12 protein-coding genes are annotated in these 16,491 nt (G+C 73.7%); 3 read left to right on the top strand and 9 right to left on the bottom strand.

What is annotated here, in order from left to right; all coding sequences use genetic code 11:
• Positions 1-119: 119 nt before the first annotated feature.
• From ACGF15_RS10865 to ACGF15_RS10855, 3 genes are all read right to left on the bottom strand, one after another.
• A complete protein-coding gene (locus ACGF15_RS10865; RefSeq protein ID WP_392797828.1) occupies positions 120-1,061 on the bottom strand; it encodes a FadR/GntR family transcriptional regulator in 942 nt (313 codons plus the stop codon).
• A 687-nt stretch (positions 1,062-1,748) separates the two neighbouring features.
• Complete coding sequence (locus ACGF15_RS10860) at positions 1,749-2,513, bottom strand: NUDIX domain-containing protein (RefSeq protein ID WP_345613864.1); 765 nt, start codon at positions 2,511-2,513, stop codon at positions 1,749-1,751.
• A 177-nt stretch (positions 2,514-2,690) separates the two neighbouring features.
• The gene (locus ACGF15_RS10855) at positions 2,691-4,415 is read right to left on the bottom strand and encodes a DUF4192 domain-containing protein (RefSeq protein WP_392797825.1); all 1,725 of its coding nucleotides are present in this window, start codon (positions 4,413-4,415) and stop codon (positions 2,691-2,693) included.
• Between the two features lie 110 nt (positions 4,416-4,525).
• On the opposite strand from ACGF15_RS10855, the gene ACGF15_RS10850 reads away from it, so the two are divergent.
• Both ACGF15_RS10850 and ACGF15_RS10845 read left to right on the top strand, forming a co-directional pair.
• Positions 4,526-6,697, top strand: a complete 2,172-nt coding sequence (locus ACGF15_RS10850) for a RecQ family ATP-dependent DNA helicase (RefSeq protein ID WP_392797822.1) — start codon at positions 4,526-4,528, stop codon at positions 6,695-6,697.
• 504 nt (positions 6,698-7,201) lie between these two features.
• A complete protein-coding gene (locus tag ACGF15_RS10845; RefSeq protein ID WP_392797819.1) occupies positions 7,202-7,831 on the top strand; it encodes a hypothetical protein in 630 nt (209 codons plus the stop codon).
• A gap of 151 nt (positions 7,832-7,982) precedes the next feature.
• On the opposite strand, the gene ACGF15_RS10840 is transcribed toward ACGF15_RS10845, so the two are convergent.
• The 5 genes from ACGF15_RS10840 to ACGF15_RS10820 all read right to left on the bottom strand — a co-directional run bounded on the left by ACGF15_RS10840 (position 7,983) and on the right by ACGF15_RS10820 (position 12,485).
• A complete protein-coding gene (locus tag ACGF15_RS10840; protein ID WP_392797816.1) occupies positions 7,983-8,606 on the bottom strand; it encodes a hypothetical protein in 624 nt (207 codons plus the stop codon).
• An 85-nt stretch (positions 8,607-8,691) separates the two neighbouring features.
• A complete protein-coding gene (locus tag ACGF15_RS10835; protein ID WP_362611979.1) occupies positions 8,692-9,393 on the bottom strand; it encodes a ribonuclease HII in 702 nt (233 codons plus the stop codon).
• A gap of 834 nt (positions 9,394-10,227) precedes the next feature.
• Complete coding sequence (locus ACGF15_RS10830; RefSeq protein ID WP_345613858.1) at positions 10,228-11,136, bottom strand: ADP-ribosylglycohydrolase family protein; 909 nt, start codon at positions 11,134-11,136, stop codon at positions 10,228-10,230.
• Between the two features lie 12 nt (positions 11,137-11,148).
• On the bottom strand, positions 11,149-11,808 hold the full coding sequence (locus ACGF15_RS10825) for a histidine phosphatase family protein (protein WP_345613857.1): 660 nt from the start codon (positions 11,806-11,808) through the stop codon (positions 11,149-11,151).
• Positions 11,809-11,879: 71 nt separating this feature from the next.
• Positions 11,880-12,485, bottom strand: a complete 606-nt coding sequence (locus ACGF15_RS10820; RefSeq protein ID WP_345613856.1) for a YdbC family protein — start codon at positions 12,483-12,485, stop codon at positions 11,880-11,882.
• Positions 12,486-12,780: 295 nt separating this feature from the next.
• Between ACGF15_RS10820 and ACGF15_RS10815 the strand changes: the two genes are divergently transcribed.
• Positions 12,781-13,302 (top strand): TerD family protein, encoded by a 522-nt coding sequence (locus tag ACGF15_RS10815; RefSeq protein ID WP_345613855.1) that lies wholly within the window; start codon positions 12,781-12,783, stop codon positions 13,300-13,302.
• Between the two features lie 206 nt (positions 13,303-13,508).
• Here ACGF15_RS10815 and ACGF15_RS10810 read toward each other — a convergent pair whose 3' ends face one another.
• Positions 13,509-16,385: a vitamin B12-dependent ribonucleotide reductase gene (locus tag ACGF15_RS10810; protein ID WP_392797811.1), complete on the bottom strand. Its 2,877-nt coding sequence runs from the start codon at positions 16,383-16,385 to the stop codon at positions 13,509-13,511.
• Positions 16,386-16,491 lie beyond the last annotated feature (106 nt).

Genomic DNA, 16,491 nt, shown 5'->3' with positions numbered 1-16,491 from the left:
CGAGTCACACCCCAAAGGAGCGGTAACGTCACAAAGCGTGCATACTGCACCCAGCGTGTCGCCGGACCCCGGGGAATCCGGCGACACCCGCGCCGCACACCGTCGCAGAAACGTCCGGATCAGTGCTCGCGAGGGGCCGGAACGACGCGGTCCACCTCGGGGTGGACGGTGAGCAGCTGCCGCACGGCCGCCTCGGCACCGGCAGCGTCCCCCGCGGCGAGGGCGTCGGCGATACGGGCGTGGTGGGCGACGCAGGCGTCGCCGGGGCGCTCGCACCCGGTGACCGGCCCGCCGGAGACCTGGAGGGCGGCGGCGACGATCCCGGAGAGGTGCTCCAGCATGCGGTTGCCGGCGAGCTGCACGAGCAGGGAGTGGAACTCGGCGTCGGCCCGGGAGAAGGTGATGCCGTCGCCCTGGGCCAGGGCGTGGCCCATGATCTCCACCATGTCGCCGAGCCGCTGCTGCACGTCCTCGCGGCCGTGCCCCGCCGCGAGACGGGCGGCCAGGGGCTCGATCGTCCAGCGGAGCTCGTTCAGCTCGCGACGCTGGTCCTCCCGCTGAGGGCCGAAGGCGCGCCACTCGATGATGTCCGGGTCGAGCAGGTTCCAGTCGCTGACCGGGCGCACCCGGGTGCCGACGTTGGGCCGGGCACTGACCAGCCCCTTGGCCTCCAGCACGCGCAGCGACTCACGCACCACCGTGCGCGAGACCTCGAAGCGCTGGCCGATCTCCTCCGGGACGAGCGGACGGTCGGCCCCCAGGTCTCCGGAGACGATCATCTGGCCCAGCTGCTGGACGAGTTGGCCGTGCAGGCCGCGTCCACGGCTGCCCGCGGTGCGGCGGGCGGCCCGGCCCAGCTCCGCGTCGGCGCCCTGCCACGCAGGAGCGGCGAGGCGCTCGGCACCCTGGCGCTCCGGGTAGGGGTATCGGTCGAGTTCGCCCGGGCCGGCGAGGCCGCTCTCGGCGGGGCGGGCGGCGGTCATCATGGTGTGCGCAACGGTACTCACGCATCCTTTGTCGGCCCCGATTCCGAGCCCCTTGAGGTCTTTGGTGAAAAGCACACGAAAGGGTGATCAGCGCCCACTCCCCAATTGACGCCTTATCGTAAGGAATCGGACAGCTTGGCTCGGTGGTGGTGACAAGGACCGGCGTTCGGTCCGCTTCGATCTCCAAGCGGCTCGGGAGTGGAACACGGCGAACACACCGGCGCAGAGCAGAACGGGGAACGACAACGCCACGGCGGTGTCGACCGGTTGACCCGCAAGAGGGGGACCGACTCGGCAGCGCCGGTCACGGCCGGGCGGACGCAGCTCCCCGCGGGAGGGGCGGGGCCGGCCGGAGAGGCCCGCCGGCCGGACCGGGAGCGGGAGGCCGGGGGCCGCCCCGCCCGGGGTGCGGCCAGGAGGGCAAAGCGCCGCCGGCGCGGGCCGCGCACAACAGGACCAGGGCGGCGCGAACGCCCGGGCGAGGGCCCCGGTCGAGCAGTGAACCGGTGGGCGGGGACGCCCTTCCGCCCATCGGTCCCGCCGCCCGCCGCCACCGCGCGGGGACGCGCCCCCGCCGGTCCCGTCACCCGACCGGCCCGGCCGCGAGGTCCGGCAGCCGAGCGAACCCGTCGCACAGGGGCGTGGACCCCTCGCACGGGGGCGTGGCCCGGTGGGTCCCCGGAGCCCACGGGACAGCACCCCGCCGCACAGCCGGGCGGGCAGGCGGGACGGGCGGACCGGACGGACGGACGGCGGCCGGGGTCAGACCTCGGGGCGCAGCATCGGCGGGTTCAGCAGAGTCGCCCCGCCCGCCCGGAAGAGCTGTGCGGGACGGCCGCCCTGGCGCGTGGTCGTCCCGCCCGTGGGCACCAGGAACCCCGGGGTACCCGTCACCTTCCGGTGGAAGTTCCGCGGATCCAGGGCCACTCCCCAGACGGCCTCGTACACACGCCGCAGCTCCCCGACGGTGAACTCGGGTGGGCAGAAGGCCGTGGCCAGCGACGAGTACTCGATCTTGGACCGTGCCCGCTCGACCCCGTCGGCGAGGATCAGCGCATGGTCGAAGGCGAGCGGCACCTGCTCCCCCGCATCCGACGCGCTCTCCTCACGGCGGCCGAGCAGCTCGCCGACCGGTGCCCAGCGGGCGCTGTTGGCGTCGCCGCCCGCCCGCGGGGCCGGGAGATCGGGGGCGAGCACCAGGTGGGCCACGCTGACCACTCTCATCCGGGGGTCGCGCCGCGGATCGCCGTAGGTGGCGAGCTGCTCCAGGTGCGCACCGTTCACCGCACCGGGGTCGGCCGGGTCGTGGGCGCACAGCCCTGTCTCCTCGGCCAGCTCGCGGCCCGCCGCGCCCGCAAGGTCCTCGTCGGTCCGCACGAAGCCCCCGGGCAACGCCCAACTGCCTTGGAAGGGCGGCTCGCCGCGCCGCACCACGAGCGCGCAGAGCGCGTGGCGGCGCACGGTGAGCACGACCAGATCGACGGTGACGGCGAAGGGCGGAAAGGCCGACGGGTCGTAGGGAGACATGCCGCGATCATAGTCGTCTGCCTGACGATAAGACAGCCGTCCGCCCCGCGGCTCGCCCCTGTTCCACCGTCGGCGGCCGGGACACGGCAGGCGCCGCCCGTGCGAACCGGACCGCGTCCGGAGGTTCTCGTGGCCGACGGCAGGGTGCGCCCGGTGCCGCCGCTACCGGCTGCTCCGTCACGGGGCGCCCCGGCCTCCGGCCGCGTGGTCCCCGGGCGCCGACCCGGCAGGGCCCTTCCGGCGCTCGGGCCGGGAACCACGGCCCGCCCGGGCCGCAGGCCGGCTTCCCCGTCCACCCCGGCGACGCCCCCCGGGCGCGCTCCTCACCTGCCCGGAGCCCGCGCGGCCGGAGGCCACCCCGGTTCCCGCAGTACGGTTCCGGGCCACCTGCGCGGCCTCCGCCCGTCCGTGCTCCGCTCCGACCGGGCCCGCATCGGGGACGGCGAGCCCGCCGTCCCCGCCGGCCCCCGCCGGGTCCGCACACGCCCCTCCTGCGGGGCGGGGGTGCCTGCCGCAGGGCCTGCCGCAGACCTCGTCGCCCCTCTGCGCCGACTGGGCGGCCCCGTCCGGTGCACGGCCCCCGGGTGCACCCGGGCCCGGCGGCGACGAGGAAGGGCCAGGCGCCGTCGGGCCCGCGTGCGCGGCCCCGACGGCGCCGGCCGCTCCGCCCTCTCCCGCAGCGGCACAGGGGATCCCCGGCGGAGGGACCCGCGAGCCGCCGTCCGCCGCCACGGAGCCCTCCGCGCAGTCGACCGGCTCCTCACCGCCCTCCGGCCAGTCCTGGTCCTGCCGCAGACAGTGCCGCAGGGTCTCCGGGTCGAGGCCCGCGTTGCACGCCTGGTGCAGCAGACGTGCGAAGACGTACTCGGGGTCGGCCCGCAGGGCGAGGCCGAGCGCGACCCGGGCCGAGGGCTCGTCCCCGGTCGACCAGGAGACCCAGCCGGCCAGGGTCAGAGGTGCCGCCGCGTAGGACCGGTACCCGCCGGTGCAGCGCCGGGCGAGCGAGCGCCACAGGCGCAGCGCGGCCTCGGCCGACGGGCCCTCCATCCACTGGGCCGCGCGGTCCCGGGTCCTCCGGTCCTGCAGTCCGATGATCACCCGGGCCGCCTCGGAATCCGCGACCAGCCGGTCGTCGGCGGCGTCGGCCGCACCGGCACCACCTGTACGCGGTGCCCGGGCGAGCCGTTCCAGCAGGGCCTTCGCCGTCTGCAGGGTCTCCACCGCGAGGCGGCGGCGCCCGGTTCCGCCCGCCAGGCGGAGCGCGGTCGCGCAGCCCGCCTCGTCCAGGGCCCACTCCCCCGCCGCGGCGTCGGCCTTCGGCCGAGGTGTCATCCTGGCCTCGATCTCCTTCTGCGTCCCGCGCACCTGCACGCCCGCGTACGCGGCGGCCGCGGCGAGCACGGACGTGCCCGGCAGCGCAAGGGGTGTGCCCTCCGGAGGGCAGCAGCGGGCGTCGGGGCAGCAGTAGGACCAGTAGCGGCCTCCGCTGATGCACAGGGCCTCGTAGACGGGCACGTCGAGGGTGCCGCAGGCGGTCCGCAGCCATTGCGCCAGCGGGCGCAGCCGGGCCGTGACCGAGGCGGGGCTCTCGCCCGCCACCGGGTCCTGGCAGAGGAAGACGAGCATGCCGTCGGGGCGGGCACCGCGGTGCTCGCTCCCGCGGATCAGGCAGTCGGCGATCTCCGTCGCCACGGGCTCCCACTCCTCGCTCGACGGCGGGATGCCGACCCGCAGTCGGCCGCCGAACCTCCCACTCCTGCCGTGGAGCGTGACGAGGACGATCGAGTCGCTGGGATGGAAGCCCATCATGTACGGGAGCGCGTCGGCCAGTTCGGCCGGGCTGCGGAGGGTGATCTGCCGGTCGCCGGGGCGACCGGCGTCGAATGCGCTGTGCTTGCTCATGGGCTGACGGTCTCGCGACCGGGACGGCGGCGTCACCCCCTGTGGATAAGTTGTCCACAGCACGTGGCCGCCGTTCGCTTCCTGTCGGTCCTATCAGGTTGCATGGAGCCATGACCAACGCAGACCGGGCGGAGCTCAGGAGCGCCGCCGACACCGTGCTCGCCCGACTCGTCTCCGACCCGACCGGCACCGCCCGCCTGCGCGAGGACCAGTGGCGGGCCATCGAGGCCCTGGTGGCGGACCGGCGCCGGGCCCTGGTCGTCCAGCGGACGGGTTGGGGCAAGTCAGCCGTGTACTTCGTGGCCACCTCGCTGCTGCGGGCACGGGGCGCCGGTCCGACGGTGATCGTCTCCCCGCTGCTCGCCCTGATGCGCAACCAGGTCGAGGCCGCCGCCCGGGCGGGCATCGTCGCGCGGACGATCAACTCCTCCAACACGGAGGAGTGGGAGGCGGTGCAGGCGGAGATCGCGGACGGCACGGTGGACGTCCTCCTGGTGAGCCCCGAGCGGCTGAACAACCCCGACTTCCGCGACCGGGTCCTGCCCAGCCTCGCCGCCGCCACCGGCCTGCTGGTCGTCGACGAGGCGCACTGCATCTCCGACTGGGGCCACGACTTCCGCCCCGACTACCGGCGGCTGCGCACGATGCTCGCCGAGCTGCCGGCCGGGGTCCCGGTCCTCGCCACCACGGCCACCGCCAACGCCCGTGTCACCGAGGACGTGGCGGAGCAGCTCGGCACCGGCGCGGGGACCGACGCCCTGGTGCTGCGGGGCCCGCTCGACCGGGAGAGCCTGAGCCTCGGTGTGGTGCAACTGCCGGACGCCGCGCACCGCCTGGCGTGGCTGGCCGACCACCTCGGCGAACTGCCGGGCTCCGGGATCGTCTACACGCTGACGGTCGCGGCCGCCGAGGAGGTGACCGCGTACCTTCGCCACTGCGGTCACACCGTGGCCTCGTACACCGGCCGCACGGAGAACGCCGATCGGCAGCAGGCCGAGGACGACCTCATCGCCAACCGGGTCAAGGCCCTCGTGGCGACCTCCGCCCTGGGGATGGGGTTCGACAAGCCGGATCTCGGCTTCGTGGTGCATCTCGGCTCCCCCTCCTCACCCATCGCCTACTACCAGCAGGTGGGCCGAGCGGGGCGCGGTGTCGAGCACGCCGAGGTGCTGCTGCTGCCGGGCAGGGAGGACGAGGCCATCTGGAAGTACTTCGCCTCGGTGGCCTTCCCTCCCGAGGAGCTGGTACGCCGCACCCTGGACGTTCTGGCGGGGTCCGACCGCCCGCTGTCGCTCCCCGCGCTGGAGCCTCAGGTGGAGCTCCGCCGCACCCGCCTGGAGACGATGCTGAAGGTGCTGGACGTGGACGGCGCGGTGCGCCGGGTCAAGGGCGGGTGGACGGCCACCGGGCGCCCCTGGGAGTACGACGCGGAGCGGTACGCCTGGGTGGCCCGCCAGCGCGAGGCGGAGCAGCAGGCCATGCGCGACTACGCCGGGTCCACTGCGTGCCGGATGGAGTTCCTGCGCCTGCAGCTGGACGACGAGGAGGCGGCTCCGTGCGGGCGGTGCGACAACTGCGCGGGAGCGCGCTTCAGCGACAAGGTCACGGACGGCGCGCTGGACGCCGCGCGCGGCGAACTCCGGCGCCCCGGTGTGGAACTCGAACCCCGGCGGATGTGGCCGACGGGCCTGGCGGCGGTGGGCGTCGCACTCAAGGGGCGCATTCCGGCGGCGGAGCAGTCCTTCGGCGGCCGGGGGCTCGGGCGTCTGTCGGACATCGGCTGGGGCAACCGCCTGCGGCCGATGGTCGCTCCGGGGGCGCCCGACCACCCCGTGCCCGACGACATGTTCTCGGCCGTTGTGACGGTCATGGCGGACTGGGCCCGAGGTCCCGGCGGCTGGGCCTCGGGGGAGGCGGACGCTCCCCCACGGCCGGTCGGCGTGGTCACCGTCGCCTCCCGCACGCGGCCCCGGCTGGTCGAGTCCCTCGGGTCGCGTATCTCGGAGGTCGGGAGGATGCCGCTCCTGGGCCGTGTCGATCACGCTCCGGAACTGTCCGAGCTGCACGTCTCCCGGACGAACAGCGCCCAGCGGGTGCGCGCGCTGCACGAGGCGTTCACGGTTCCGCCCGCACTGGGCGAGGCCGTGTCCCAGGCCGGGGGACCAGTGCTGCTGGTCGACGACTACGCCGACAGCGGCTGGACGCTGGCGGTCGTCTCGCGGTTGCTGCTGCGCGCGGGGGCGAAGGGGGTGTTCCCGCTGGTTCTCGCCGTTCAGTCCTGACCGCCGGGCCGGCGGAGCCCCGGTGCCGCCTCGCCTCGCGCACCCGGCCGCGGGCCCGGTGAGGCGGCCGCGGTCGCCGTCGGGGCGGCTCCGCGCCGGGTCCGTTGGGGCCCGGGCGGTGCAGCGCTCTCCCCGGTGGGTGGGGAGCCTCCGCGCGGGGCGGTGCACCGAGGGCGGGCCGCTCTCCCCGGTCCGTCGGTCATGACACCGACCCGTCGGTCATGACACTGCGTCATGACCGGGAGCGGCGCGGCCCTCTCCCGTCACCGGTGTGTGAACTGGTGTCCACAGGGGCGTGAACGGACGGTGAGTGGGCAGGGATATCAGTCACATACCCACTGATTCCCGTCGGCGACGCCAAATTGCTCGTTGCCGCATGCTCATGCGGCAGGAAGAATTGAACTGCTCCCCGCTCGGGTCCGTTTCGGTCCTGAAGGGCCCTGCTGCGGTGCGCCCTCACCCGACCCTGCCCGCTCCTGTGGGCGCGTATGCGAAGGGAGGACCGTGACCTTCGGATTCGCTCCGTCCGCAGCCTCTACGATCACCGCATCGGCCGGCACCGCAAGTCGCCTCGTCCGGATACTCGAACCGGCAGAGTGGGCGGCGGCGGAGATTCCGCTGCTGCGCAACCCCCGTGAGGTGGTCGGCGGGCTGCACGCACGTCACCGGCCCTCGCAGTCGACGGCGGTCATCGCCGTGCTCGACCACGAAGAACGCCTGTCCGCCAGTGCCTCGTTCACCCACCAGCCCTCCCCCGCGGACGGCTGGGAGTTCCGCAACTCCCTGCTGGCCCATCTGCGCCGCGTCATTCCGCACGACCTCCGGCGCCGGACGCCGGTCCGCACCGCCGTGCTGCTGTACTGCCGCGACGGGGACGAACGGTGGACGGAGGAGGACGGCGCCTGGATGTGGGGGCTGCGCGACGCCTGCACCCTGCACGGCCTGCGCTGCGGCGCCTACATCACGCTGACGCGCGGCGGGTGGCAGGTGCTGGGCGAGGGCCGCGGGGGACGGCACCCCCATTCGGCCTCCGCACCGGGCCGCCTGGCCGACAGCATGCTGGAGGCGGATCCGGCCCCGTTGCGCAGCGCGGGGGGCGCCTCGGAGGCCCTGCGCCGCACGGCCGCCCGCTGACGCCTCCCCGGCATCCGGGCCCGGGCCCCGCTACCGCCGGTCGGCGGAGGGTTTCGGACCTCCGGAGCACGCGCGGGGGCGCATGGCATACCCGGCCCCCGGGCACGGCCGAGGAGTCGTCCCGACGGCCGTGCCCGGGCGCGCGGGCGCGTCACGCCCGGGCGCCCAGCGCCTTGTCGATGCGCGCCGGGTCGCCGCAGACGACCAGCAGGGCGGACGCCTTGGCCAGGGCGGCCGGCAGCGCACGGGCCGCGGCCTCGTCCGACCCGCCGTTGACCGCGACGACCACCACGGGGCGGGCACCGACGCGCCCGATGCCGTCCGCGGCAGCGTAGAACACGTCCTCACGGGCGTCGCCCTGCGCCCAGTAGGCGGACTCGCCGAAGGACAGCTCGTGCTCGGCCCACGGGTGCTGCCCGCCGGTCGTGAGCACCAGGACGTCGCCGGGCGTCCTGCCCGAGTCGAGCAGCAGGTCGACGGCCTCGTCCGCGGCCTCGACGGCGCCCTGCGGCGTGGCGGCGACCAGCTGGATCTGAGGCCCGGGGCGGTCGCCCTTGCCGGGCGGGGCGGGCTTCCTCGCAGCGGTCGGCGAGGGCCGCTGCGCGGAGGGGGCGGGCCGGGCCGGACCGGGGCCCGGATGCCCGGGACGCGGTGAGGCCGCGGAACGCGGACCGGGTACGGGTCGAGGGGTCGGCGCGGTGCGGCCGGCGGCCGGAGTGGCGCGGGGACCCTTGGCCTTCTCGTGAATCTGAGGCTCCTCGGGGGTGAGAGGCATGAGTGGTTGTCTATCAAACTCGGGCGGGATGGGCATCGGCGGGTGGGCACAGGAGTGCGACCCGGCTGCGCTCGCAGGGCAGGTTTCAGAAGTCGAAGCCGAGCTGGCCCCCGTCTGCCAGTGCGGCCGCCTCGGGCGAGAGGCGCGCCTTCTTCAGGTGGCGCCACCGGGGCAGCCCGTCCAGGTAGGCCCAGGACAGCCGGTGGTGCGGGGTGGGCCCCAGCTCCGCGAGAGCCGCCTTGTGCACGGGCGAGGGGTACCCGGCGTTGTCGGCGAAGCCGAAGACGCCGAACTCCTCGCCCAGTTCGGCCATCATGGCGTCCCTGCGCACCTTGGCGATCACGGAGGCCGCGGCCACCGCCACACAGGACCGGTCGCCCTTGATCACCGTACGCACCTGCCACGGCTGTCCGAGGTAGTCGTGCTTGCCGTCGAGGATGACGGCCTCGGGGCGCACCGGCAGGCCGTCGAGCGCCCGCACGGCGGCGAGGCGCAGGGCGGCCGTCATCCCGAGGTCGTCGATCTCCGCGGGCGTGGCGTGCCCGAGGGCGTGGGCGGTGACCCACGACTCCAAGCGGTCGGCAAGCTCCGCTCGGCGCTTGGGAGTGATCAACTTGGAGTCGGTGAGGCCTGGCGGCGGGCGGCGCAGTCCGGTGATCGCCGCACAGACGGTCACGGGGCCGGCCCACGCACCCCGGCCCACCTCGTCGACGCCCGCGACGATCCTGACTCCGGTGGTGGCCCGGATCGACCGCTCGACGGTGTGGGTGGGTGGTTCGTACGGCATGGCGCCAGCAAGGGTACGCCTGCGAGCGGGTGCGGCGACACCCGGTTCCCGCCCCGATCCGCGACGCCGGGTCACGGTTGCGTCGCAGGCCACACCGGCTGCACCGCTCCCCCGGCCCGGCCGGGGGACATCGTGCCGCCGGGCGGCCCCCACCGGACCCGCCCCCTCCGGATCCCGCCGGGCCGGTCCGGGGTATCCCCGACGGCCACGCCTTCGCATTCGCACATGGCCTCGCGCCCCGGAAACTCTACTGGCCGGTAGCGCAGGCGCCTGGCTCCTGGTCCCGCGCCACACTCCCTCGTGTCCCGGACCCCCCTGCACAGCAACCGACTTGGCGGAGGAGAACCCCTGCGACCCGCCCCCTGGAGGCGGCCGGAGAGAGGAGCGCGTCACGCCCGTACGGGGAGCGTCCTCGCGTCCGCGAACCCTGCCCCTCCGTGCACGGCCGGAGCGGTGAGGCGGCCCGTCCATGGCCGGCCCGGTCCGGCACCCGGCCCTCGCCGCCTCTCTGCCTCTCGCACACGGAGCCCGGAAGATCTTGCGACCGAAGCCGCTCGGTGTGGCAAACCTCCCCCGCTCAGCCGAGAATGACGGCGGATCAGCGTCACGGAAGCGGCGGCACCGGAACCGGGGAGCAACCGGGACTGCCACCGGCAGCCCCGGCACCCGCCACTTCCGGTCCCGTGCTCCCCGCCCATGCGCGCCGAGAGGGCGGCGGAGACCGGCCGGGCCGTCGACCACGCCGGTGCGGGGCCGCCCCGTACGGGCGCCACCGCGCACCACCTCTCCGGTGGCCACGGACCCGGGCAGGCCCCGCCGCCCTCGCCCGTCGGCTCAGCCGGGCCGGGCCGGCAGCCAGTCCGGCAGCGGCTCGGTCCGCTCCGTCCACGCCTGCGGCGGTGCCCCCGCCGCTCCCGCGGCCACGACCCCGCAGGCGATCGCGCAGGTGGTGTCCACGTCCCCGCCGACACCCGCCGTCGTCCAGAAGGCCCGCTCGAAGTCGCCCAGAGCCCGGGCGGCCGACCAGAGGGCGAAGGGCACGGTGTCGTGCGCGCTCGTCCGGCGGCCGCTGCCGAGGACCGCGGCGACCGTTGCGGCATCGTCGTAGTCGAGCATGTCCCGGGCCCGCCGCAGCCCCGCGCCGACCGCGCTGCGCGGGACGAGCGCGATCACCCCGTCGAGCAGCGCCTCGGGCGAGGGAGGGCCTGCGGGATCGGCGGCGAGCGCCGCGGCCGCCGCCACAGCCATGGCCCCCACCACGGCCTCCCGGTGCTGGTGGGTGGTGTACGAGGAGATCTCGGCCTGGTGGGTGGCCTGCTCCGGGTCGTCGGCGTACCAGGCGCCGAGCGGCGCGATCCGCATGGAGGAGCCGTTGCCCCAGGAGCCCTGCCCCTTGAACAGGGCCGCCGAGAGCTCCCGCCAGTCGCCGCCCTCGCGGACCAGCCGCAGCATGCGGTTGACCGCCGGTCCGTAGCCGCGGTCGAAGTCGTGGTGCTCCGCGAAGGAGCGGGCCAGGGCGTCCTGGTCGATGCGTGCGTGGCGGTGGAGCACGGCGAGGACGGAGGCGGCCATCTCCGTGTCGTCCGTCCACTGCCAGTCGCCGGGTGGCAGCTCCCGCCGTCTGAGCAGCGGATAGTGGGTGGGAACGAAGAACTGGGAGCCCAGGGCGTCTCCCACGGACAGCCCGCGCAGGCTGTCCAGGGCGCGGGTGAAGCGCCGCTCGCGAGAGGAATCAGCGATCATCTTCCCCCTACCCTATCCGGTGGCGCCGTACGAGCGCGGGGTGCACCACCGCTCGAAGGGCCGGTCCAGCCGGTAGTGGCCCCCGGCCTCCAGCTCCAGCACCCGGGTCTCGCCGTTGTCCGGGTTGGCCAGCGACTCGAACTCGGCAACCGTCCAGTGGAACCAGCGCATGCAGAACAGCCGCATGGTCAGCCCGTGGGTGACCAGCAGGACGTTCGGCGGATGGTCGGGGGCGTCGAAGCTGCGGTGCAGGCTCTCCAGGAAGGCCCCCACCCGGTCGTACACGTCCGCCCCCGACTCTCCCTGCGCGAAGCGGTAGAAGAAGTGCCCGTAGGCGTCCCGGTAGGTCTTCTGGAGGCGCACGTCGTCGCGGTCCTGCCAGTTGCCCCAGTCCTGCTCGCGCAGCCTCGGCTCCTCCCGGACGCGCACCAGTGCCGGGTCGAGCCGGAAGGCGCGGAGGGTGTCGTGGGTGCGCCGGTACGGGGAGACGTACACGCTGACGCGCTCGCCGCCGAACAGGGACCGCAGCCGCTCGCCGGTCTCCTGCGCCTGGGCGAGGCCCCGCTCGGTCAGCCGCAGAGCATGGTCGGGCTCGCGCTCGTAGACGGTGTCGTCGAGGTTGCCCACCGACTCGCCGTGGCGGACGAGGACGATACGTCGCGGTCGTGCCATACACCGACCCTACGCGCACGCCACGGGACCGCCCGCGGGCGGACGGGGCCCGCGGGCGCCGCCCGGACGGATCAGACCGTCCAGGAGGGTTCGAGCTCCACGACGTCGCCGGTCATCGCCGCCACGTCGGCCTGGGTCCTGGCCCTCAGCAGCAGCCGCTCTATCCGCTCCTGGCGGTACTTGCCGTGCTCGGCGGCGGACTGCCACAGGGACATGATCAGGAACTCGTTGCCGGGCGCCTCGCCGAAGAGCCCCCGCAGCATCCCGGGCGATCCGGCCATGGCCGGGTTCCAGACCTTCTCCTGCATCAGGGCGAAGTGCTCCACCCGGTCCTCGCGGACCCGGCAGTGCGCCACCCGCAGCACGTCGGCGTCGGAGAAGCGTGGCTCGAAGCCCGTCTTCACGTCGAAGCGGTAGGAGAACAGCGTGGCCTGGGCCTCCTTGAAGGTGCCCGCCTGGGCGGCCGCGAGCCGGTCGTACGACCGGGCCATGAAGGAGTCGTAGAAGGGGCGGCTCTCCCAGAAGGAGACGACATGGGCGACATTCGGCCGCAGTCGGCTCCAGCCGCCGCCCTGCCCCCGGAAGCCGGGCTCGCCCGGCAGCCCCGCCCACTTGCGCTGCCCCCGTTCGAACCCGCGTCGGTCCACCACGGTGCAGCGACTCCACTTGACCAGCACCGCGCCATCGTACGGCGCGGGCGCCGGGGGCGGCTGCGGTCCGCGGGCACTGCCGTCCCCGTGTGCACCGGTGCGCCGGTCCGTGCACCGGGCGACCTCCCGGCCCTTCGGCATCCGGCACCGGCCCGCCCGGGCACCGCTCGTTTCCGGACACCGCAGGTCGTCGGCCCTACGGGCGCCTGCCGCCGGACCGGCGGAAGGCGGCTCGCACCACCCGCCTTCGAACGGCTACGGTCAACCTGCTCAGGGAACAGAGCAGTTGCACAAGGCGGCGCGACGACGGGGAGGAGATCCGGTGAGCAGCCTCAGCAAGGGCGTCCGGAAGGCAGAGGTGTCCCTGCGGTGGGACCCGAGTCCCAGGGGCGAGGCGCCCCATGACCTGGATCTGGTGGCAGGGATGTACGAGGGGTCCGGCGAGAGCGGAGACCCGGCCTACGTGGTGCACTTCGACAGCCGGTCGCCGGACGGGACGATCATCCTGAACCGCCACAGCGACACCGGGCAGGGCTTCGGCGACGACGAGGTGCTGACGCTGGAGTTCGACCGCATGGCGCCCGTGTACGGCCGGGTGGTCGTCGGCGTCGTGATCCAGCAGCGGGACGGGCGGCGGGTGTTCGGCGACATCGCCCATGTCGGGCTGAGCGTCGAGGAGGACCACCGCGAGCTGGCCGCCGAGGACTTCTCCTCGGTGTCCGGCTCCACGGCGGCCGTGGTGTGCGAGTTCCGCCGCTCGGCCGGGGGCGCCTGGACCTTCCAGCCGGTGCTGCGCGGTCACGACGCCGACCCGGAGGGCTTCCTGCGCGCGATGGGCCGCTGAACCAGGGCGGCGGAGACCGCGGGGACGCACGAAGGGGGCGACGGCACGAGGCCGTCGCCCCCTTCGCGTCGGCCGCGCGCCCCAGCGGGCCGCGCCCGCCCACCGCCGCGGGTACCGGCGGAGCCGACGAGCACGCCGTGAGGCGGGGAGACCCGGGAAGGTCTCCCCGCCTCACGCGGGACGGCAGCCCCTCGGGGCACCCCGTGTCAGCTGCAGCCGCTGGTGGAGCCGCAGCCCTCGCAGATGTAGCAGGAGCCTGCGCGCTGCATCTTGGTGCCGCAGGAGAAGCAGAGCGGGGCGTCGGCGCTGATGCCCAGCTGCATCTCGACCAGCTCGGCCGAGGTGTGCGCCTGCGCCGGTGCCGGGACGCTCGCCGTCTGCGGTGCGGTCTCCCGCTGGACCGGGGCCGACTGGGCGAGGCCCTCGACGTCGAGGTCGACGTCGTCGTTCTGCTCGTAGGAGCCGGTCTCCAGGTGGCGCTGGCGCTCCTCGGCGGAGTGGATGCCGAGCGCCGAGCGGGTCTCGAAGGGCAGGAAGTCGAGCGCCAGGCGGCGGAAGATGTAGTCGACGATCGACTGCGCCATCCGCACGTCCGGGTCGTCCGTCATCCCGGCCGGCTCGAAGCGCATGTTGGTGAACTTCGAGACGTAGGTCTCCAGCGGCACGCCGTACTGGAGGCCGACGGAGACGGCGATGGAGAAGGCGTCCATCATGCCCGCCAGGGTCGAGCCCTGCTTGGACATCTTGAGGAACACCTCGCCCAGGCCGTCGTCCGGGTAGGAGTTGGCCGTCATGTAGCCCTCGGCCCCACCCACCGTGAAGGAGGTGGTGATCCCCGGGCGGCCCTTGGGCAGGCGCTTGCGGACCGGGCGGTACTCGACCACCTTCTCGACCGCGGACCGGATGGTCTCCTCGGCCTTGGCGGTGACCTCGGCCTTCTCCTTCTCCTTGGTCTTGGCGGAGAGGGGCTGGCCGACCTTGCAGTTGTCGCGGTAGATCGCGAGGGCCTTGACGCCGAGCTTCCACGCCTCGAAGTAGATCTCCTCGACCTCCTCGACGGTCGCCGACTCCGGCATGTTGACCGTCTTGGAGAGCGCGCCGGAGATCCAGGGCTGGATCGCGGCCATCATCCGGACGTGGCCCATCGCGGAGATGGAGCGCTCGCCCATGGCGCAGTCGAAGACCTCGTAGTGCTCGGTCTTCAGCCCGGGGGCGTCGACCACGTTGCCGTGGTCGGCGATGTGGGCGACGATCGCCTCGATCTGCTCCGGCTGGTAGCCCAGGCGGCGCAGGGCCTGCGGGACCGTGTTGTTCACGATCTGCATGGACCCGCCGCCGACCAGCTTCTTGAACTTCACCAGCGCCAGGTCGGGCTCCAGGCCGGTGGTGTCGCAGGACATCGCCAGTCCGATGGTGCCGGTCGGGGCGATCACCGAGGCCTGGGAGTTGCGGAAGCCGTTCTTCGCACCGAGGCGGATCACGTCCTGCCACGCCTCGGTGGCCGCGGCCCACACCGGGGTGTCGAGGTCGTCCATGCGGGTCGCCGAGGTGTTGGCGTCGGCGTGCTGCTTCATCACGCGCTGGTGCGGCGCGGCGTTGCGGGCGTAGCCGTCGTAGGGGCCGACCACCGCGGCGAGTTCGGCGGAGCGCCGGTAGGAGGTGGCGGTCATCAGCGAGGTGATCGACCCGGCGAGGGCCCGGCCGCCCTCGGAGTCGTAGGCGTGGCCGGTGGCCATGAGCAGGGCGCCCAGGTTGGCGTAGCCGATGCCGAGCTGGCGGAAGGCGCGGGTGTTCTCGCCGATCTTCCGGGTCGGGAAGTCGGCGAAGCAGATGGAGATGTCCATCGCCGTGATGACCAGCTCGACGACCTTGGCGAAGCGCTCGACCTCGAAGGACTGGTGGCCCGCACCGTCGTCCTTGAGGAACTTCATGAGGTTCAGCGAGGCCAGGTTGCACGAGGTGTTGTCCAGGTGCATGTACTCGCTGCACGGGTTCGAGCCGTTGATCCGGCCGGACTCGGGGCAGGTGTGCCAGTGGTTGATGGTGTCGTCGTACTGGATGCCCGGGTCGGCGCAGGCCCAGGCGGCCTCGGCCATCTTGCGGAACAGGGACTTGGCGTCGACGTCCTCGATGACCTCGCCGGTCATCCGGGCACGCAGGCCGAAGGTGCCGCCGGCCTCGACGGCCTTCATGAACGCGTCGTTCACACGGACCGAGTTGTTGGCGTTCTGGTACTGGACGGACGTGATGTCGTCGCCGCCCAGGTCCATGTCGAAGCCCGCGTCGCGCAGGGCGCGGATCTTCTCCTCCTCCGTCACCTTGGTCTCGATGAAGGCCTCGATGTCCGGGTGGTCGACGTCGAGGATGACCATCTTGGCGGCGCGGCGGGTGGCTCCGCCCGACTTGATCGTCCCGGCCGAGGCGTCGGCACCGCGCATGAAGGAGACCGGGCCCGAGGCGTTGCCGCCCGAGGAGAGCAGTTCCTTGGAGGAGCGGATGCGGGAGAGGTTCAGGCCGGCGCCGGAGCCGCCCTTGAAGATCATGCCCTCCTCCTTGTACCAGTCGAGGATCGACTCCATGGAGTCGTCGACGGACAGGATGAAGCAGGCGGAGACCTGCTGGGGCTGGGGCGTGCCGACGTTGAACCAGACCGGGGAGTTGAAGCTGAAGATCTGGTGGAGCAGCGCGTGGGCGAGTTCGTGCTCGAAGATCTCGGCGTCGGCGGGGGAGGCGAAGTAGCCGTGGTCCTCGCCGGCCTTGCGGTAGGTCTTGACGATCCGGTCGATGAGCTGCTTCAGGCCGGTCTCGCGCTGCGGGGTGCCGACGGCCCCGCGGAAGTACTTGCTGGTGACGATGTTGACCGCGTTCACCGACCAGAAGTCGGGGAACTCCACGCCGCGCTGCTCGAAGTTCACCGAGCCGTCGCGCCAGTTGGTCATGACGACGTCACGGCGCTCCCAGGCCACCTCGTCGTACGGGTGCACTCCCGGGGTGGTGTGGATGCGCTCGATGCGCAGCCCCTTGGCCGCCTTGGTCCCCTTGGTGCGGGACCCTCGTGCGGGGCCGCTCGTCGTCTCGGTCATGCCGCCTCCCATACGTGGGCAAAAACGCCCTGATGTGCCCAGATCTTCCCAGGACACAGGTTCTTTCGTGTGCTCGGTGCGCCGCTGGGCTGCGCCCCGAGCAGGT

Origin of the sequence: Streptomyces sp. NPDC048001, from assembly GCF_043203115.1 — a bacterium.
Classification (GTDB): domain Bacteria; phylum Actinomycetota; class Actinomycetes; order Streptomycetales; family Streptomycetaceae; genus Streptomyces; species Streptomyces sanyensis.
This window is presented reverse-complemented; position numbering and strand designations above follow the sequence as displayed.